The sequence below is a fragment of the Micromonospora sp. MP36 genome, from assembly GCF_008119785.1.
Lineage (GTDB): Bacteria > Actinomycetota > Actinomycetes > Mycobacteriales > Micromonosporaceae > Micromonospora.
Map to the genome: position 1 here is coordinate 1 of NZ_VSFA01000112.1, position 19,262 is coordinate 19,262.

The window sequence follows — 19,262 nt, forward strand, 5'->3', positions numbered from 1 at the left end:
ACATCCAGGTTCGAGCGCGATCTTGGGGGGCTCAGCCCGAGAGGGCGGCGGCGATCGCGCGCAGTGGGCGGCCGGATTCGGCGATCGGCACGGTGAACGCCAGCCAGGAGCCGTCGGTGAAGTCGATGCGTAGCCGCTTCGGGTTGAGCCGGTGCCAGCCCACCCGGGCCGACCCGACGTCGGCCCGCGACGCCCACCAGACCACCCGGGTCTCGGCCAGGGACCGCTCCTCGTCCGCCTGGTTGGCCAGCAGCTTCACCGGCCCGGTGAGGCAGACCAGCAGCCGCCGGTCGGTGACGGCGAGCAGGGTGTGCCGGAGTTGCCCGTCCGGCCGGGGCGGGTTGACCGCCCGGTGCAGCCGGGAGGCGGCCGAGCCGGGGGCGCCGCGGCCGGCGATGCCCCAGGCGATCACATCCACCAGCCGATCGCCGCGGTCCCAGGTGGCCAACGGGGCGAGCACGTTGAGCAGCACCGAGCCGACCGTCGCCCGGCCGGCGACCTCGGGTGCCGCCGGTTCGGGCGGCGGGGGTGGCGAGGCGCCGTTGGCGACCTCGGCCTTCGCGGACGCCAGCACCCGCTCGTCCGGCCCGGCGAGCTGGCCGATCCGGTCGCGGTACCTGGTCTCTTCCATCGGCTCAGTATCGGTCGTAGCCGTGGTCGTCGGCGGCTGGGCGCTCCGCGGCCGGCGCGTTGCCCATCACCTCGCCGACGATCTCGCGGACCCGGGCGGCGGCGGCCTCCTGGGCGCGGTTCGCGGCGGCGGTGAACTCCTCAGCGAGGGTGTACGAGTCGAAGCGCATGGCCCGGGCGTTGATCTCGGTGGAGAGGATCTTGCCGTCGGCGGCCGCGGTGACCGTGACCAGGCCGGAGTCGCTCACCCCCTCGGCGCTGCTCTGCTCCAGCTCGGCCATCCGCGCGCCGAGCTGACGCTGCCACCCGTCGAGGTTGCGGGCCAGCGCCTCGATCCGGTCCAGGGCGGGGAAGGTCATGGCTGCCTCTCAGTTCACGATCGAGTCGAAGACGTTCTGCACGCCCTTGGTGTACGGGCCCAGGTCCTCCTTGTAGGTGCCGTCCACCAGGTAGTTGCGGTCCTTGTGCCCGTCGGAGATGTCGTGCAGGCCGACGCCGGTGTCCAGCAGGGTGCCGCCGATGCCGGGGATGTTCACCGGGGATGCCTGGTTGATGGCGAACTTGCCCGGGAACAGGATGGCCGCGCGTTTCATCTTGAACGCGAGCGCCTCCGTGGTGTAGCCGGACTTGTTCCACGCCTTGTACGCCTTCTTGGCCTTGCGCAGCTCCATCACCAGCTTGCGGTACTTCGTGAGCAGCTCGGCGACCTTCTCCAGCTTGGTCACCAGCTTGGTCAGGATCTCGGCGAACCGGGCCACGATCTTGGACATCCGGCCGACCGTGGTGGCCAGCCGGGCCAGCACCCGGACGACCGTGGCGGCCAGCGTCACGCCGGCGCTAAGGAACGCGGCCACCGCGGCGATGATGACCTCGGTCAGGAACCAGAGCAGGAACTCCAGGATCAGCTCGACCAGGAGGTTGAACGCGTCGACCGCCGCGTTCGCCGCGTCGACCAGCACCTCCTTCGTGCCGTCCAGCCCCTTGGCCAGCTCCTCGATCGCCTGCTCGACGGACTCCATCGAGGCGTGGAACTTCTCCGCCGCGTCGCCGTCCCAGGCACCGCGCAGCCGGGCCCGGTCGGCGACCTGATCGCCGGCGATCTGCCGGACCGCCTCGCCGGTGGTCAGGGCGAGCTGGGCGGCCTGCATCAGGTCGTCCGGCTCACCGGCGACCAGTTCCAGCAGCTGCTCGAACGGCCAGAGCACGGCCTCGGAGAGCGGCTTGAACGGGTCGGGGGTGCCCGACACGATCTGCTCGAAGTAGGTCTTGTTGCGCTGCAGCGCCTCGGTGCTCATGTTTTGCCCCCTCAGGCGCCCGGCGCGAACAGGTCGGTGGTCGCCACGTCGGTCCCGGTGTAGGCGTCGGCCGTGTCGCTCATCCCCTCGGCGATGTCGGCCATCACCTCCGCGCCGTCCTCCAGCCCCTGCAGGCATGCCTCGAACTGCTCCGCGTACGCGGCCGCGAGGCTGAAGGACGCCGGCATGATCCCGAAGGCGTGCCGGGGGACGTGCCCGTCGTGGAACTTCTGGCGCAGCTCGCGGAAGCGGGTGGCCCGCTCCCGGGAGGTGGCGGCGAAGGCGGTCAACGCCTCCGGTTGGACGTCCAGGTTCTTGCTCGGACTCGTCATGGACTCTCCCCAGTGTCCAGTCGGCACGCGTCCGTCGTCGCCGTGGCGCGAAGCGACCGACGGGAATACCACCCTAGGCGATCTATGAAATCCGCCGTCGCCCCGTCCAGGGGCGGCGGGGACTGGCGCCGGCACGGTACACAGGGGAGGCAATCCGCCCGGGACCGCAACTCGAGGAGTCTCCGATGATCCTGGCCCGCGCCGACCAGGTCAGCCGTCGTTACGGCGAGGTGCTGGCCCTGGACGGGGTCGACCTGACCGTCCGCGCCGGTGAGCTGGTCGGCCTGCTCGGCCCGAACGGCGCCGGCAAGAGCACGCTGATCAACCTGCTGGTCGGGGTACGCCGGCCCACCGCCGGCCGGGTGGAGCTGTTCGGCGCCGACCCGCGCGACGCGGCGAGCCGGCGGCAGCTCGGCGTCACCCCGCAGGAGACCGGCCTGCCCGGCACGCTGCGGGTCGGCGAGGTGATCGACTTCGTCTCCCGGCACTTCCCCGACCCGGTCCCACGCGACGAGTTGCTCGACCGGTTCGGCCTCGGCGACCAGGTGAAACGGCAGACCGGCGGGCTCTCCGGCGGGCAGCGCCGCCAACTCGCCGTGGCGCTCGCCTTCGTCGGCCGGCCCCGGCTGGTCGTCCTCGACGAGCCGACCACCGGGCTGGACGTCGAGGCGCGGCACGCGCTCTGGGAGGCGATCCGCGGCTTCCACGCCGACGGCGGCGCCGTGCTGCTCAGCAGCCACTACCTGGAGGAGGTGGAGGCGCTGGCGCAGCGGGTGGTGGTGATCGGCCAGGGCCGGGTGCTCGCGGACGACACCGTCGAGGCGATCCGGGGCATCGTCGGCGTACGCCGGGTCAGTCTGGTCGCCGACGACCTGCCACCGCTGCCCGCGGTGGTGGCCACCGAGCGCATCGACGGGCGGACCCACCTGCTTACCACGGACGCCGACCAGCTCGTCCGCGACCTGGTCACGGCCGGGGTGGCGTTCCGGGAGCTGGAGGTCCGGCCCACCTCGCTGGAGGAGGCGTTCCTCGCCATCACCGCCGGCGACCGGCCCGCGCCCGCCACCGTCTGAGGAGGAGATCCTGTGCCGCTCGCCCTGGTCCACGCCCGCTACCAGCTTCTCGAAACCGTCCGGATCCCGGTCGCGATCTTCGGTAGCGCCTTCTTCCCCGCCGCCGCGATGCTCTTCTTCGTGGTGCCCTTCGCCGGGGACGATCCCGCCGGGGCCACCTACGCCACCGCTGCCATGATCACCTTCGCGGTGATGAGCGCCAACATCTTCCAGTACGGGATTGGCGTCGCCGAGGACCGGGACAAGCCCTGGGACCCGTACACGAGGACGTTGCCCGCGGGCCCGGTGCCCCGGTTGGCCGGCCGGATCCTGGCCGGCCTGGCGCTCACGTACCTGTCCATGATCCCGGTGGTGGTGATCGCGGCGGTGGCCACCGCCGCTCGGGTGACCCCGGTGCAGTTCCTGCTCGGCGCCGGTGCGGTAGCGGTGATCTCGGTGCCGTTCACCCTGTTCGGGCTGGCCATCGGCTATTCGCTGCCGAGCAAGGCGGCGGTCGTGGTCGCCCAGCTCATCTTCTTCCCGCTCGCCTTCGGCGGCGGTCTGCTCTCGGGCCCGGACAGTGCGCCCGGCTTCATCAAGGCGGTCGCTCCCTACCTGCCCACCCGGGGCGCGGTGGAGGTGGTGTGGGCGGCGGTCACCGACTGGCAACCGCGGCCGGTCTCGCTGGCCATGCTCGGCGTCTGGATCGTGCTGCTCGCCGGCATCGCCGGATGGGCTTACCGGCGGGACGAGGGACGGCGCTTCACCTGACGTCTTGTCCGATTCCGGCCCGGCGACCGGTGCGGCGGTGCCACGATGCCGGCAGGGCGTGCCAGTGGGGCCGCCCCCGGCGAGAGGGGTCAGCGTGAGCGGCGTCGAGCCCGGCACCCCGTGCTGGACCGACCTGGCCACGCCCGGGCTGGCGGACGCGAAGCGCTTCTACTCGGGGCTGTTCGGCTGGACCGGACGGGTCTCCCCGGAGCCGGCGGCCGGCGGCTACGCGGTCTTCCTGAAGGACGGGCGGGCGGTCGCCGCGGCGGGGCCGCCGGCCGCACCGGACCAGGTGCCGATCTGGTCGACGTACGTGGCGACCGACGACGCCGACCTGGTGGCCACCCGGGTGGAGGCGGCCGGCGGCCAGGTGGTGGTCGCCCCGTTCGACGTCTTCGACCAGGGCCGGATGGCGGTCCTCTCGGACCCGGCCGGCGCGGTGTTCAGCGTCTGGCAGCCGATGGCGATGCGCGGCGCGGAGCTGTTCAACGCCCCCGGTTCGATGTGCTGGAACGAGCTGGTCACCCCCGATCCGGAGGGGGCGCGGGACTTCTACGCGCTGGTCTTCGGCTGGCACGCGGAGGAGCAGCCGGCGGAGCCGGCCCCCTACACCGGCTGGCGGTGCGGTGCCCGGATCGTCGGGGGGATGACCCCGCCGCTGGAGGAGTTGCCGGCTGACCTGCCCGCGTACTGGTCGGTGTGGTTCGCGGTGGCGGACGCCGACGCCACCGCCGCCCGCGCCGCCGAGCTGGGCGGCACCGTCCTGGTCCCGCCCCGGGACACCCCGCGGGGCCGGCTCGCCGCCCTCCGCGACCCCCAGGGCGCGCTCTTCTCCGTCCTCACCCTGGCCCACCCGCGTCGATCATGAAGTTGTTGTCCTCGACTTCGGGGCGGCTTCGATCGGCCCCAACTTCATGATCAATCCGACGGGGGGCGGACCGGGACGACGAGCGGGCCGTGGTCGCCCTGGATAACGCGGACGTGGGCGCGGTAGTGGGTGGCGAGCAGGGTCTCGGTGAGCACATCCCGGGGTGGGCCGGCCGCGGCCACCCGGCCGTCGGCGAGCAGGACCAGCCGGTCGGCGTACTCGCCGGCCACCGAGAGGTCGTGCATGGTGGCGAGCACGGTCAGGCCGTGCTCGCGGCGGAGCCGGTCGACCAGTTCCAGCACCTCCTGCTGGTGGCCGATGTCCAGCGCGCTGGTCGGCTCGTCCAGCAACAGCAGGGTGGCGCCCTGCGCCAGGGCGCGGGCCAGGAACACCCGCTGCCGCTCCCCGCCGGAGAGGGTGGCCAACTCCCGGTGCCCGAACGCGCCGAGGTCGAGCCCGTCCAGCACCTCGTGCACGGCGGCCAGGTCGGCGGCCGACTCCCGGCCGAGCGGCGGGATGTACGGGGTACGCCCCAGCAGCACGTAGTCGAACACCGACATGCCGGCCGGCACCACCGGGGACTGGGCGACCGTGGCGACGACCCGGGCCCGGTCCCGGCGGCGGAGGGAGTGGATCGGCGTACCGAAGAGGGAGACCGTGCCCGGCGCGGGCAGCAGGCCGCCGACGGCGCGCAGCAGGGTCGACTTGCCGGCGCCGTTCGGGCCGATGACGGTGACCCACTCGCCCACCGCGACGGTCAGATCCACGCCGGCCAGGATCGGCGCGCCGCCCAGGTCGACGTGCAGGTCCCGCACCTCGACGGCGTGCGGCGAAACCTCCGGCCGCGGGGCCGGCAGCCAGGACTCGCGTTGATGATTCGCTCGCTGGCGCGCGCTCATGCCGCCACTCCGCTTCGCTCCGTGCCGTCATGAGGCACCAAGGCACTGCGTTGACGATTCGCTCGCTGGCGCTCGCTCATGTGAACACCCGGCGGGAGGTCCGCAGGACCAGGACGAAGAACGGGCCGCCGAGCAGCGCGGTGACCACGCCGATCGGGAGTTCGGCGGGGGCGGCGACGGTCCGGGCGGCCACGTCGGTCAACGCCAGGAAGGCTCCGCCGAAGAGCATCGAGAGCGGCAGGATCACCCGGTAGCTGGATCCGGCGAGCAGCCGTACGGTGTGCGGCACGATGATGCCGACGAAGCCGATCAGCCCGGAGGCGGAGACCGCGGCGGCGGTGCCCAGCGAAGCCGCGGCGATCAGCAGGTAGCGCGAGCGCTGCGGGTGCAGGCCCAGGCTGGTGGCCTCGTCGTCGCCGACGGAGAGCACGTCCAGCTCGCGCCGGTGCAGCAACACCACCACCGCGGTGAGCACGAAGTAGGGCAGGACCAGCCGGACTTCCTGCCAGCCGGCGGTGGCCAGCCGTCCGAGCAGCCAGGAGTAGACCTGCTGGATGCTCTCGGAGTGCCGCTGCAGCAGGTACGTCTGCCCGGCGGAGAGGAACGCGGACACCGCCACCCCGGCCAGGATCAGCGTGGCGGGTGACCGGTGGCGCCCGCCGGCCGCGCCGAGCAGGTACGTCATGGCGACCGCGCCGAGTGAGCCGACGAACGCGGCGAGCGGGATGGTCAGCGGCATCCCGCTCAGCGCCCCGCCCGAACCGACGCCGAGCGCGATGACCGTGGTCACCGCGAGCCCGGCGCCGGCCGCCACGCCCAGCAGGTACGGGTCGGCCAGCGGGTTGCGGAAGACGCCCTGGTAGCAGCCGCCGGCCAGGGCCAGCAGCGCGCCGACGAGCAGGCCGAGCACGACCCGGGGCAGCCGCAGCTCGGTGACGATGGCGATCTCCCGCTCGGTGAGCCCGCTGTCCAGGTGCACCCCTGGCAGCAGGTTGAGCAGTTCGGCGGCCACGCTGCCGGGCGGCAGGCTGACCGGGCCCAGCGACACCCCGGCCACCAGCGCGACCAGCACCGCCCCGAGGCCGGCGAACAGCCAGCGTTTGCGCAGCCCGGCCGGCCGGACCGGGGCCACCGGTCCGGCCGTGGGCAGGCCGGCGGGCCGGGACGTCCCGACCCGCCGGACCACTGGTCGCACGGTCACCGCTGGGTCACGCCGGGACCTTGGCGGTGGCGTCGACGATCGCCCGGACCAGGTCGACCACCCGCGGGCCCCAGCGCGAGGCGATGTCGTCGTCGAGGGCGACGATCTGGTTGTTCTTCACCGCGGTCACCCCGGCCCAGCCGCTGCGGGCCTTGACGGTCTCCGCGGTCTGCTTGCAGCACTTGGTGTCGGCCAGGAAGACGAAGTCGGGGTTCGCCTTGACGATGACCTCCTGGGAGAGCTGCGGGTAGCCGCCCTTGGTGCCGTCGGCGTCCGACGGGTCGGCGATGTTCTCCAGGCCCGCGAGGGTGTAGATCGAGCCGATGAAGGTCTTGCTGGTCGCGGTGTACAGCTCCGGGCCCAGCTCGTGGTAGTAGGTGAGCTTCTTCGCCCGCTGCGGCAGATCCTTGGTGAGCGCGGCGATGTCGTCCTTCATCTTCTTCGTGACGTCCGCCGCCTCGGACGGGTGGCCGGTCAGCGTGCCCAGGTCGGTGATCTGCTGGTACGTGTCGTCCAGCGTGGTGGCGGCCGGGGTGAGCAGCACCGGGATCTTCAGCGTGGTGAGCTGGTCGACGATCTTGTTGATGTCGTTGGAGAGCACCACCAGGTCGGGGCTCTTGCCGGCGATCGCCTCGGCGTTTGGCTGGAAGCCGGACAGGTCACTCTTCGGCGCCTCCGGCGGGTAGTTCGACTGGTCGTCGACCGCGACGACCTGCTTGCCGGCCCCGATGGCGAAGAGCATCTCGGTCGCGCTCGGCGAGAGCGACACGATCTTCTCCGGGCGCTTCTCCAGGGTCAGCTTGCCCACGGTGGCCGGGAACGCGGCGGCCGCGGAGCTGCCGCCGGCGGCCGGGGTGTCGGTCGCGGTCTTCTCGGCGCAGCCGCCAAGGAGCAGCGCGCCGACCGCGAGGGCGGTGGCGAAGAGCCGGGGGGTACGTCTGGACATCGGTCCTCCTGTCGGTCGAGGAGCTGGTGCTTCGCCGACAGGACCGCCTGGGCGTGCCCGTCCGCGAGGCGCCCTTCCTCGAGAGCGCGTGTCGCGACCGTGCCGCAGGCGACCTGGCTCGTCCCCACGGTCGTCGGTGCCGGCCGGGGGCCGACGCCGCGTGCGGGGCATCACAGTTGCGGGACAGCGCCGGTTTCGCACCGGCTTCGCTGCGGGCTGGTCGGTGCCACGGTAGCGCATGACCAGCGGAGATCGTCCGGACGGGAGGGTGGGTGCGGACCTTGGCGGGGGGGGGTGTATCGGGGCCGCCCGCCCACCCTCGCCCGGAGCGCCACGGCGAGGAGCCGGCCGTACCGCCGGCAATGATTTTCCATCCTTTGACCTCTGGCGAAAGTTCCCTCCAGGCGCGACAGTGAACGGCAACGATGCCGTCTCCCTGGGGAGCTGCCATGGCCATGAGACCCCTGCGCGCGTTCGCCGTCGCCGGCGTCACCGCGCTCGCCATCCTCGGCACCACCACCCCCGCCGCGGCCGCGAAGCCGGCCACCGGCACCACCGCGGTCACCCACGACGAACAGATCACCTGGCAGGGCTGGTCCGGCACGGGCTGGTCGACCGGCACCACCGCCGGCACCACCGGCACCGCCGCCGGCCTCACCCTGAGCACCCCGGTCGGCACCATCGTCTACAAGGACCCGCACACCGGCGTCCGGCGCACCTGGGCGTACGGGACCTGGACCTCGCCGCTGACCGAGGTCGGCTTCGGGGCCACCGAGCTGGTCGCCTCCTGGAACGCCGACACCCCCGCCGGCACCTGGCTCCAGGTCGAACTCCAGGGCACCTACACCACCGGCACCCGCACCCCCTGGTACGTGATGGGCCGCTGGGCCTCGGGCGACGCCGACATGCGGCGGACCAGCGTCGACAAGCAGGGCGACCGGACCTCCAGCATCTGGACGGACACCTTCGCCATCAACAACCCGGGCGCCGGGGTGCTGCTGCGGGCGTACCAGCTCCGGCTGACGCTCTACCGGGACCCGGCCGGCACCGCCTCGCCGGTGGTCCGGTCGGTGGGCGCGATGAGCTCGAACGTGCCGGACCGGTTCACCGTCACCCCGAGCGCCGGCCACATCGCCTGGGGCACCGAACTGGCCGTGCCGCGCTACTCGCAGAACATCCACGCCGGCCAGTACCCGCAGTACGGCGGCGGTGGTGAGGCCTGGTGCTCGCCCACCTCGACCGAGATGGTGGTCGAGTACTGGGGCCGGAAGCCGTCCCCGGCCGACATGTCCTGGGTGGACCCGAGCTACGCCGACCCGACCGTCGACCACGCCGCCCGGAGGACCTACGACAACCAGTACGGCGGCACCGGCAACTGGCCGTTCAACACCGCGTACGCGGCCACCTTCCCCGGACTGGAGGCGAAGGTGACGCGGCTGCACTCGCTCGACGAGATCGAGCACTTCATCGCCGCCGGGATCCCCGTGGTGACCAGCCAGTCCTTCCTCGCCAGCGAGCTGGACGGGGCGGGCTACGGCACCGCCGGGCACCTCATGGTGGTGGTCGGCTTCACCGCCACCGGCGATGTCATCGCCAACGACCCGGCCTCACCCAGCAACGACGCCGTCCGCCACGTCTACCGGCGCGACCAGTTCGAGCAGATCTGGCTCCGGACCAAGCGGACCACCGCCAACGGCGGCACCGGCAGCGGCTCCGGCGGCGTCGTCTACCTGATCAAGCCGACCACCGTGGCCTGGCCGTCGGTGGCCGGTTCCACCAACTGGTGATTCCCCTACCCACCCTATGGAGATGACAGTGATCAGACCCGCCCTGCGCGCGGCGGTCGCCCTCGCCGGCGTCGCCGCGCTCGCCCTCCTCGGCGCCGCCGCGCCCGCCCACGCCGACAACAACCTTCCGGTCCCCGCCCACGACGAGCAGATCACCTTCCAGGACTGGTCGAAGTACCCCGACTGGCGCACCGGCACCCACCAGGGCACGTACGCCATCCCGGGGCACCGCACCGGGATCACCATGGGCGAGCCGGCCGGCACAACCCCGTACACCGACAAGCACACCGGCGCGACCCGCACCTGGGAGTACGCCACCTGGACCTCGCCGGAGCGGCAGATCGGCTTCGACGCCACCGAGCTGGTCGCGTCGTGGAACGCGGAGACCCCGGCCGGCACGTGGATCCAGGTCGAGCTGCACGGCACCTACAACACCGGCCAGCAGACCCCCTGGTACGTGATGGGCCGCTGGGCCTCCGGTGACCAGGACATCAAGCGGACCACCCTGGACGGCCAGGGCGACCCCTGGTCGACCATCTGGACCGACACCTTCTCCATCGACAACGCCAAAAAGGGCGTGCTGCTGCGGTCGTACCAGCTCCGGCTGACCCTCTACCGGGCGCCGGGGCAGACCGCCGCGCCGCGGGTCTGGATGCTGGGCGCGATGAGCTCCAACGTGCCGGACCGGTTCACCGTCGCGCCGAGCAAGGGCGGGATCGCCTGGGGCACCGAGCTGGCGGTGCCGCGCTACTCGCAGAACATCCACGAAGGGGAGTACCCCGAGTTCGACGGCGGTGGTGAGGCCTGGTGCTCGCCCACCTCGACGGAGATGGTGGTCGAGTACTGGGGCCGGAAGCCCTCGGCGGAGGACACCGCCTGGGTCGACCCGAGCTACGCCGACCCGAACGTCGACCACGCCGCCCGGTCGACCTACGACTACGAGTACGAGGGCGCCGGCAACTGGCCGTTCAACACCGCGTACGCGGCCAGCTTCCCCGGCCTGGATGCGCGGGTCACCCGGCTGCACTCGCTGGACGAGGTGGAGCGCTTCATCAAGGCCGGCATCCCGGTTGTCACCTCGCAGTCCTTCCTGGCCAGCGAGCTGGACGGGGCGAACTACGGCACCTCCGGGCACCTGTTCGTGATCGTCGGCTTCACCGCCGACGGTGACGTGATCGTCAACGACCCCGCCTCGTCGTCGAACGAGGCGGTGCGCAACGTCTACAAGCGGTCGCAGTTCGAGCAGATCTGGCTGCGTACCAAGCGGTACCGGGCGAACGGCACGGTGGCCGGCGGCTCGGGCGGCATCGCGTACCTGATCAAGCCGGCGGACCGGCCCTGGCCGGTCGTGCCGGGCTCGACCAACTGGTGACGGGACGGGCCCGGCACGGTCCCCTCGGGACGGTGCCGGGCCCGTCGGTACGGTCATGGGCCGCCTGGCGTCACGCGGACGGCGCGAAGGAGGCCGGCGGGGTCGCCGGCCGGGAGGTCTCGCGGCGGCGTCGGATCGCCCGCACGATGATCCACACCCAGGCCACCAGGGCGGCCACGCCGGCCGCGGTGAGCCCGGTGACCAGCAGGTACGTCGACCCACCAGCGGTGGAGAAGACGCCGGCGCGGGCACCCGTGTCGCGGGCCGGGGCGGTGGCCCCGGTGGTCAGCCCGTCCGGCGCGTCGTAAAGGATCACGTCGGCGCGCCGGGCGCCACCCTCGGTGGCGACGAAGTCGCCGCGCCACTCGCAGTTGCGCCGGCCGCACTCCTCGTGCACGGCGGTGAACGTGCCCGCCGTGCCGCCACCGTTCTTCGCCTGCCAGGCGGGGGCGAGATCGGTGGCACCCATCATCAGTCCGATGGCGGCGATGACCGGTAGACCGATCCAGACGAAGACCTTCGTCCGCCACCCGTTGATCGTGTTCAGCAAACTCACAGCGGCCGACCCTAGCGGCACGACGGTGATCGTGCTGCCCCGTTTCCCGGCGCCTCCCGGCCAGCCGCCGGCGGCCGCGGGGACCCTGACGGCCTATTGCTCGCGGCGCGGCTCGGCCTGCTCGGGCTGGTCCTCCCCGGCGAGCGCGGAGCGCAGCCGCTCCTTCTCGGCCCGACGCCGGGCCGACGCCTCGGACATCTCCCCGGCCATCTCGTCCCGCCAGCCACGGAGCAGGAAGAACGACAGCGCGGCGGAGAAGACCAGCGCCAGCATCAGCCGCAGGAACGGGTTCATGTCGATGAACCAGAGGGCCGCCAGCACGCCGAGGAACAGCCCGATCCGGCCCAACGTGTACTTGACCGCCGCGCTCACGTTCGCACTCCGTTCTCCATCACCGGTGGGGCGGCCTCAGCCCGTACGCCGGGCCAGCCAGTGCACGCCAGGAAACCAGATCACCGCGTAGACCACGGTGAACACCGCCGCGGCCAGCGCGCCGGAGACCAGCGGCGGCAGACCGGCGGCCAGGCCGGCCGCGAGCAGCCCGGCGACCACCCCGACAGCGAGGCCGGCGAGCGCCGCCATCACCCGGGCGGCACCGAACTCCCAGGCCCGGAAGTCGTCCCAGAAGAGCCAGACCGGCAGGATCACCGCCAGCCAGCCGTTGGTCCGCCCGAACCCGCCCGCACCCATGCTGGCGAACGCCCACTCGAAGAGCACCAGCGCCAGCACCCCGATCACCAGGCCGGCGAGGCTCACCCCGAGCAGGTCGCCCAGGGTGCGGATGCGCCCCTCCGCGTCCCGGCGGGGAAAGGTGCGCGACGGCTCCTGAGTGGTCATCCGGTCAGGCCCAGACCTGCTGCGGCTCGGCCCGGCGCTCGGCCAGCGACGGGGCCGCGTCGTACTCGCGGACGGTCTCGTAGCGGGTGTTCCGCTCGACCGGCCGGAAGCCGGCGTCCCAGATCAGGTGCAGCAGGTCGTCCCGGTGCATGGTGTTCGGCGTGCCATACGCGTCGGCGTCGTGGGTGATCTTGTATTCCACGACGGAACCGTCCAGATCGTCCACTCCGAAGTTCAGGGAGAGCTGGGCCACCGAGAGGCCGTGCATCACCCAGAAGCACTTGACGTGCGGGACGTTGTCGAACAGCAGCCGGGAGACGGCGAACGTCTTCAGCGACTCGGCCGGGGAGGCCATGGTGGTCTGGGCCTGGATCCGGTTACGGATCTTGCCGTCCGCCGAGTCGACGAAGTCGTGCTGGTAGCGCAGCGGAATGAAGACCTGGAAGCCGCCCGTCTCGTCCTGCAGCTCGCGCAGCCGCAGCACGTGGTCGACCCGGTGCCGGGGCTCCTCGATGTGGCCGTAGAGCATGGTCGACGGGGTCTTCATGCCCTTCGAGTGGGCCAGCCGGTGGATCCGCGACCAGTCCTCCCAGTGGCAGGCGTGGTCGACGATGTGCTGCCGGACCTCCCAGTCGAAGATCTCCGCGCCGCCGCCGGTCAGCGACTCCAGGCCGGCGTCCATCAGTTCGTCGAGGATCTCGTCGGCGCTCAGGCCGCTGATCTTCTCGAACCACTGCACCTCGGTGGCGGTGAACGCCTTGAGGTTGACGTTGGGCAGCGCGGCCTTCAGCTCCCGCAGCACCTTCGGGTAGTAGCGCCAGGGCAGGGTCGGGTGCAGGCCGTTGACGATGTGCAGCTCGGTGAGCTGCTCGTCCTCCATCTCCTTGGCCTTGCGGACCGCCTCGTCGATCCGCATCGTGTAGGCGTCCTTCTCGCCCGGCTTGCGCTGGAACGAGCAGTACGCGCACGAGGCGGAGCAGACATTGGTCAGGTTGAGGTGCCGGTTGACGTTGAACATCACCCGGTCGCCGTTCAGCTCGGTGCGCTTGTGGTGGGCCAGTCGCCCCAGCCAGGCGAGGTCGTCGCACTCGTAGAGGGCGATGCCGTCCTCTCGGGTCAGCCGCTCACCCGCGTACACCTTCGCTTCGAGCTCGCGCTTGACTCCGGCGTCCATCGAAAGCCCCGTCCCTTCCACCTGCTGTCCCGGTCGAGCGTACGTCGGCCCTTCGACGAACCGGCGGCCCGGTCAACCGCAGCGACGAAGTTCACCGGACGCCCGGCCGCCCGTCACCCTCTGCACATCGACATAGCTGCGCCGGTGAGGTAAGACAGGATGGGGCGGAACACACACTGGTACCGTCCCGGCTCGCCGCGCCCCACCTTGCGCGGAACACAGCCAGACCGGACGGGGAGCGGAATGGGCTACAGCAGGCAGGGCCGACGGCAACGACGCATGAGCCCGGTGATCTCCCCGGTGCTGCGGCCGAAGCTCTGGTCCGCCCTGCTCGGCGTGGTGGCGGCCGCGGCGCTCGCCACCCCCGTCTGGGCCGATCCGCTTCCCGACACCATTCCCAACGCCGGCTCCCGGCCGGAGGTCACGGGCACCTTCCAGCTGCCCGGCTCGATGCCCGGCCTGCCCGGCGTCACGCCTGGGGCCTCGGGCGGGCTCGGCGCCACCAAGCCCGGCGACGGTCCGCTGATCGCCCAGATCAACCAGGTTGACGCGCAGGTCGCCCAGCTCGGCGAGGACCTGATCCGGGCCAAGGGCGACCTGGACGCGGCAAAGGCGCAACTGGTCACCGCCAAAACCGCGTTCGACGAGGCTGTGCAGGCGCTCGACCGGGCCCGGGCGAACGCCGAGACCGCCGCCGCCGACGCGGTCAAGGCCGCGGCCGCGCTCCCGCCCGGCGAGTTCGGCACCGACCTGCGCGACCTGAACGCCCTGCAGCGCATCATCCGCGGCGACAAGGCCGAGGGGGCCACCGGCGCCGTGGACGGCGAGGTCGCCCGGGCCACCACCGCCGAGAAGATCGCCCGGGAGGCGTACGAGGCTGCGCAGAAGCGCGTCACGGACACCGTCGCGGAGTACACCAGGGTCGAAGCGGAACTGCACAAGCAGGAAGCCGCGCTGCTCAAGCTGCGGAAGGACAACGCCGCGCTGCTGCTCGAGGCGGCGCGGCGCGAGGACGCCGCCGAGCAGCAGCTCGGCAGCTCGTACGTCAGCAACCAGAGCGTCAGCGGGATGGTCGCCCACCCGATGGCGCTGGCCGCCGTACGGTACGCCCTCGCCCAGCTCGGTGACCCCTACCTCTGGGCGGCGGAGGGGCCGGACCGCTTCGACTGCTCCGGCCTGGTGCTCGCCTCGTACCAGTCGGCCGGCTACCGTGGCCTGCCCCGGGTCTCCCGCGACCAGTACTACGCCACCCGCTCCCGCACGGTCGACCCGAACGCCCTCCTCCCGGGCGACCTGCTCTTCTTCGCCTCCGGCAGCAGTTGGACGAGCATCCACCACGTCGCCATGTACATCGGCAACGGCAAGATGGTCGAGGCGCCGCGCACCGGGGACGTCGTCAAGATCTCGGTGGTCCGCTGGAGCCGGCTCTACGCCGCCACCCGCGTGGTCGGCGCCGTCCCCGCCCCGACCACCCCGACGCCGGCCCCGAGCAACACGACCACGTCGCCGACGCCGTCGGCCACCCCGAAGCCCACCCAGACGGCCACGCCGAAGCCCACCCCGAAGCCGACCAAGACGCCGACGCCGCGGCCCACCACCCCGAGCCCCTCCACCTCGCCGAGCACCTCGCCGTCGAACGGACCGTCCCCAACGCCGTCCCCCTCGACGACGAGCGGCTCGCCCACCACCGCACCGAGTGAGGCGACCAGCACGCCGAGCACGACGTCGAGCGCCGCCGACCCGTCGAACAGCGCGGCGGAGAGCGGGTCGGTCAGCCCGAGCGCCGGAAGCTGACCCAACGGCCTTCGTTCGCTCCGGACCGCCGCCCAGCGGCACGGAGGCCGAATTGTGGCCGGTGTCCGCTCCGGCTGTGCGGCCGGCCCGGAATGTGGCACGGTGAAACTCAGGCACTCCCGGCCGGCGCCGCGGACCGGGGGCGAGCGTGGGCGCGGAGGGGCGAGCATGGGCGAACACGAGGTTCCGGCGGAGACGGTCCACCCCGGATCCGAGCCCGACCGCACCGACCGGCCGGCCGGGCCGGGCACCGACCCGGCCGGCAACGCGCCGGCCACGGTCGGGGTGGCCCGGGCACGAGCCAGTGTCGCCGTACCGCCACCGGCCGACGACCGGCCGAACCCGCCGGCGACCGCCACGACCTACCCGGCGGCCGGCCCGGCGGAGCCCGCCCCGGCCCTGGACCGGCGGCAGCCCGGGGCCACCGTCGCGCCCTCGACCTGGTCGGCTTTCGCCGCCGCCGAACGGCCCGCCCGGGCGGCGGACCCGGCGCTCCCGAACCGCCCGTCCGACCAGGACGGCCCGCCGGCCGCCGGCCCCGCAGCAGCGACGGCGAGCGCCCCGCCCGCGCCACGGGTCGCCGGTTCCGCACGAGTGCCCGCGCCCGGGGGATCGTCGCCGGCGCCGCCCGCACCGCGCGCCGAGGCGGACCAAGCCCGGGCCAGCGCCGCCGTACCCGGACTGAGCCGGGTCTCGCCCGACGAGGTCGCCGACGCGGTGGTGGCCAAGGCCGGCGTGGCCACGGTCTACCGCGGACACCCGGTCAACCCCGAGCCGCCCGAGCCGGCACAGCCGCCGGAGCCGGCCCAGCCACCGAAGCCGCCCACGCCGGAACCCGAGCCGGCACCGACGCCCGTGCCGGGCCCGACCCCGCCGTCGCCCTCGCCGCCCATACCGGAACCGGAGCCCCCGTTCCGCCCGACCCCGCCGGTGCCCGCCCCGCCGCCCGGGCCCACCCCGCCCGGACCGGTCCCCCCGCTGCCGACGCCACCGGCGCCACCACCGGCTCCGCCGGTGCCCGCGCCTCCGCCGCCGCCCGGCCCCATGCCGGCCCCGCCGTTCCCACCGCCGCCCGCCACCGCCGGCCTCCCCGGGTCGCCGGCCGCGCCGACCGCCCGGACGAGCGCGTCGGTCTCGGCGCCGCCCGGCCCGCCGGTGGTGGTGCCGGCACCCGCGCTGCCTACCTGGCCACCGCCGGCCGAACCGACCAGGCCGGCCGAGCACGCTGGCGCCCCGGCACACCCGGCGACCCGACCGCCGGCCTACCAGGGCGGTCCCGACCTGGCCGGCACGGCGTACGGCGGCACCGACGGCCCCGGCTTCGCCACCGTCTCGTTCCCGCAGGGCAGCCCCCTGGAGAACTCCGGCTCGCTGACCGGGCACATCCTGGCCCAGGGCTGGGCCGAGGACGCGCCGGCCACCCGGTCCAGCAACACGAGGGTGGTGATCGTGCTGGCCGCCTCGCTGGCCCTACTGATCGCGATCAGCCTGGTGGTGGTGTTCCTGGCCAACGACGCGCTGAGCGGGTTGACCGACGGCGCGGTGAGCAAGTAACGGGGTGAGCCCGCCCACTACGGCCTCCCGAGGCCGCGCCGCGCCCACCGCTCCGCCGTACACTTGTGGAGATCACTGACCTGGCGCGCCGTTGCGCGCCCATGGGCGATCTTGCGGGCGATTCGGCGGCGTGCAGCGCTGCGGCAGGCCATCGCGAAGATGCGCCCCGCTCGAAAGGCATTTCTTGACCACCTTCGCCACCCCTGGCACGTCCCCGTCCGCCGACTCCACCCCGACGCCGGAAGCTCCGGCCACCGAAACCCCCGACTTCGCCGCCCTGGGCCTGCCCCGGCAACTGGTCGACGCGCTGGCCCGCCAGGGCATCACCACCCCGTTCGAGATCCAGCGGGCCACCCTGCCGGACGCCCTGGCCGGCCGGGACGTGCTGGGCCGGGGCCAGACCGGCTCCGGCAAGACCCTCGCCTTCGGCCTGCCGGTGATCGCCCGGCTCGCCGACCGCAACCGGGCCCGTCCGCTGCACCCGCGCGCCCTGGTGCTGGTGCCCACCCGCGAGCTGGCCATGCAGGTCAACGACGCGCTGATGCCGCTCGGCAAGGCGGTCGGCATCTTCCTCAAGACCGCCGTCGGTGGCGTCCCGTACGACCGGCAGATCGACGCGCTGCGCCGAGGCGTGGAGATCGTCGTGGCCACCCCGGGGCGGCTCGGCGACCTCATCGAGCGCGGCGTCTGCCGCCTCGACGACGTCGAGGTCACCGTGCTGGACGAGGCCGACCAGATGGCCGACATGGGCTTCCTGCCCGAGGTCACCGAGCTGCTCGCGAAGACCCCGGCGGACGCCCAGCGGCTGCTCTTCTCGGCCACCCTGGACAACGACGTCGACACGCTGGTCAAGCGGTTCATGACCGACCCGGTCACCCACTCGACCGCGCCGCCCACCGCCGCCGTATCCACCATGGACCACCACCTGCTGCTGATCCCGCCGCACGACAAGTTCGCCGTGGCCGCCTCGATCGCGGCCCGGGACGGGCGCACCATGCTCTTCGCGCGTACCCAGCTCGGCGTGGACCGGCTGGTCGAGCAGCTCGCCGCGGTGGGCGTACGCGCCGGCGGCCTGCACGGCGGCAAGACCCAGCGGATGCGTACCCGGACCCTGGCCGAGTTCCGTGAGGGTCGGATGAACGTGCTGGTCGCCACCGACGTGGCGGCCCGGGGCATCCACGTCGACGGGGTGTCGCTGGTGCTGCACGTGGACCCGCCGAAGGATCCGAAGGACTACCTGCACCGGGCGGGGCGTACCGCCCGGGCCGGGGAGTCGGGCGCGGTGGCCACCCTGGTGCTGCCGAAGCAGCGCCGGACCACGCTGGCCATGCTGGAGAAGGCGGGCGTCGAGCCGGCCCAGACCCGGGTCCGCGCGGGCGACCCGGCGCTGGCCGAGCTGACCGGCGCCCGCGAGCCCAGCGGGGTACCGGTCCGCGACGAGCCCGAGCCGCGCCGGCACGGCGACCGCCCGTCCGGCTCGCGCCGCTTCGGCGACCGCCGCGAGCGGAGCTACGCGGACCGCGGCGAGCGGGGTTACGCAGACCGTGACGAGCGCCGCGAGCGGGGCTACGCGGACCGCGGCGAGCGCCGCGAGCGCAGCTTCGCAGACCGCGGCGAGCAGGGTTACCCGGGCCGGGGCGAGCGCCGTGACCGGGGCTTCGCGGACCGCGGTGACCGGGGCTATACCGAGCGCCGCGAGCGGGGCTTCGCGGACCGCGGTGAGCGCGGCTTCGTCGACCGGGACGGGCACGGCGAGCGGCGGTACGGCGACCGTGGCGATCAGCGCTCCGGTCGGCCCTTCGGCGAGCGGCGCGAGCCCGGCGCGGACCGGCGCTTCGGCGACCGGGACGGCTTCGAGCGCCACGGACGCGACGAGCGACGCTTCGGCGACCGGCCTGCGGGTGAACGCCGCTTCGGCGACCGCGACGGCCGGGGTGAACGCCGCTTCGGCGACCGCGACGCCCGCAGTGAACGCCGCTTCGGCGACCGCGACGGCCGCGGCGAGCAGCGCTTCGGCGACCGGGGTGAGCGCCACTTCGGCGACCGCGACGGCCGCGGCGAGCGGCGCTTCGGCGAGCGGGGCGGTGACTTCCGGCCGACCGACCGGCGGGGCGGCTTCCGGCCGGAGGGCCGGGGCCGGGACGACCGGCCGCGCGACGATCGGCGCGGCTTCGGCGGGGGGGCCCCCGGCCCC

At 73.3% G+C, this 19,262-nt stretch carries 19 protein-coding genes; 8 read left to right on the top strand and 11 right to left on the bottom strand.

The features are described from left to right. Positions 1-31: 31 nt before the first annotated feature. Genes FXF52_RS35255 through FXF52_RS35270 form a run of 4 tightly spaced genes read right to left on the bottom strand, consistent with a single transcriptional unit; the run spans position 32 to position 2,257 of the window. Complete coding sequence (locus FXF52_RS35255; protein WP_148803846.1) at positions 32-631, bottom strand: hypothetical protein; 600 nt, start codon at positions 629-631, stop codon at positions 32-34. Positions 632-635: 4 nt separating this feature from the next. Beyond that, on the bottom strand, positions 636-989 hold the full coding sequence (locus tag FXF52_RS35260; RefSeq protein WP_148803848.1) for a YbaB/EbfC family nucleoid-associated protein: 354 nt from the start codon (positions 987-989) through the stop codon (positions 636-638). Between the two features lie 9 nt (positions 990-998). Continuing rightward, complete coding sequence (locus FXF52_RS35265; protein WP_148803850.1) at positions 999-1,925, bottom strand: WXG100 family type VII secretion target; 927 nt, start codon at positions 1,923-1,925, stop codon at positions 999-1,001. 11 nt (positions 1,926-1,936) lie between these two features. Beyond that, positions 1,937-2,257, bottom strand: coding sequence for a type VII secretion target (locus FXF52_RS35270; RefSeq protein ID WP_148803852.1), 321 nt, complete (start codon positions 2,255-2,257; stop codon positions 1,937-1,939). 185 nt (positions 2,258-2,442) lie between these two features. On the opposite strand from FXF52_RS35270, the gene FXF52_RS35275 reads away from it, so the two are divergent. From FXF52_RS35275 to FXF52_RS35285, 3 genes are all read left to right on the top strand, one after another. Continuing rightward, a complete protein-coding gene (locus tag FXF52_RS35275; protein ID WP_148803854.1) occupies positions 2,443-3,330 on the top strand; it encodes an ABC transporter ATP-binding protein in 888 nt (295 codons plus the stop codon). A 12-nt stretch (positions 3,331-3,342) separates the two neighbouring features. After that, positions 3,343-4,080, top strand: coding sequence for an ABC transporter permease (locus FXF52_RS35280; protein WP_148803856.1), 738 nt, complete (start codon positions 3,343-3,345; stop codon positions 4,078-4,080). Positions 4,081-4,174: 94 nt separating this feature from the next. After that, a complete protein-coding gene (locus tag FXF52_RS35285) occupies positions 4,175-4,948 on the top strand; it encodes a VOC family protein (protein ID WP_148803858.1) in 774 nt (257 codons plus the stop codon). 50 nt (positions 4,949-4,998) lie between these two features. Here FXF52_RS35285 and FXF52_RS35290 read toward each other — a convergent pair whose 3' ends face one another. From FXF52_RS35290 to FXF52_RS35300, 3 genes are all read right to left on the bottom strand, one after another. Beyond that, positions 4,999-5,847 carry an ABC transporter ATP-binding protein gene (locus FXF52_RS35290; RefSeq protein ID WP_148803860.1) on the bottom strand — a complete coding sequence of 283 codons (849 nt, stop codon included), beginning with the start codon at positions 5,845-5,847 and terminating at the stop codon, positions 4,999-5,001. A gap of 76 nt (positions 5,848-5,923) precedes the next feature. Beyond that, positions 5,924-6,997: an iron ABC transporter permease gene (locus tag FXF52_RS35295; RefSeq protein WP_148803877.1), complete on the bottom strand. Its 1,074-nt coding sequence runs from the start codon at positions 6,995-6,997 to the stop codon at positions 5,924-5,926. 58 nt (positions 6,998-7,055) lie between these two features. Then, positions 7,056-7,994, bottom strand: coding sequence for an ABC transporter substrate-binding protein (locus tag FXF52_RS35300; RefSeq protein WP_148803862.1), 939 nt, complete (start codon positions 7,992-7,994; stop codon positions 7,056-7,058). A gap of 449 nt (positions 7,995-8,443) precedes the next feature. Between FXF52_RS35300 and FXF52_RS35305 the strand changes: the two genes are divergently transcribed. Continuing rightward, the gene (locus FXF52_RS35305) at positions 8,444-9,781 is read left to right on the top strand and encodes a C39 family peptidase (protein WP_148803864.1); all 1,338 of its coding nucleotides are present in this window, start codon (positions 8,444-8,446) and stop codon (positions 9,779-9,781) included. 22 nt (positions 9,782-9,803) lie between these two features. Beyond that, on the top strand, positions 9,804-11,153 hold the full coding sequence (locus FXF52_RS35310) for a C39 family peptidase (RefSeq protein ID WP_148803866.1): 1,350 nt from the start codon (positions 9,804-9,806) through the stop codon (positions 11,151-11,153). 70 nt (positions 11,154-11,223) lie between these two features. Here FXF52_RS35310 and FXF52_RS35315 read toward each other — a convergent pair whose 3' ends face one another. The 4 genes from FXF52_RS35315 to mqnE form a co-directional block, all read right to left on the bottom strand. After that, a complete protein-coding gene (locus tag FXF52_RS35315) occupies positions 11,224-11,709 on the bottom strand; it encodes a hypothetical protein (RefSeq protein WP_148803868.1) in 486 nt (161 codons plus the stop codon). Between the two features lie 93 nt (positions 11,710-11,802). Further along, a complete protein-coding gene (locus FXF52_RS35320) occupies positions 11,803-12,081 on the bottom strand; it encodes a DUF4229 domain-containing protein (RefSeq protein ID WP_148803870.1) in 279 nt (92 codons plus the stop codon). 36 nt (positions 12,082-12,117) lie between these two features. Further along, positions 12,118-12,546: a hypothetical protein gene (locus tag FXF52_RS35325; protein WP_148803873.1), complete on the bottom strand. Its 429-nt coding sequence runs from the start codon at positions 12,544-12,546 to the stop codon at positions 12,118-12,120. Between the two features lie 4 nt (positions 12,547-12,550). Then, complete coding sequence (gene mqnE / locus FXF52_RS35330) at positions 12,551-13,720, bottom strand: aminofutalosine synthase MqnE (protein WP_148803875.1); 1,170 nt, start codon at positions 13,718-13,720, stop codon at positions 12,551-12,553. Between the two features lie 243 nt (positions 13,721-13,963). On the opposite strand from mqnE, the gene FXF52_RS35335 reads away from it, so the two are divergent. The 3 genes from FXF52_RS35335 to FXF52_RS43540 form a co-directional block, all read left to right on the top strand. Next, positions 13,964-15,514, top strand: a complete 1,551-nt coding sequence (locus FXF52_RS35335; protein WP_187413904.1) for a C40 family peptidase — start codon at positions 13,964-13,966, stop codon at positions 15,512-15,514. Positions 15,515-15,682: 168 nt separating this feature from the next. Further along, positions 15,683-17,068, top strand: coding sequence for a hypothetical protein (locus tag FXF52_RS43535; protein ID WP_255472716.1), 1,386 nt, complete (start codon positions 15,683-15,685; stop codon positions 17,066-17,068). Between the two features lie 184 nt (positions 17,069-17,252). Further along, positions 17,253-19,262 (top strand): DEAD/DEAH box helicase (locus FXF52_RS43540; RefSeq protein ID WP_255472715.1); only part of this gene is annotated, 2,010 nt, incomplete at its 3' end.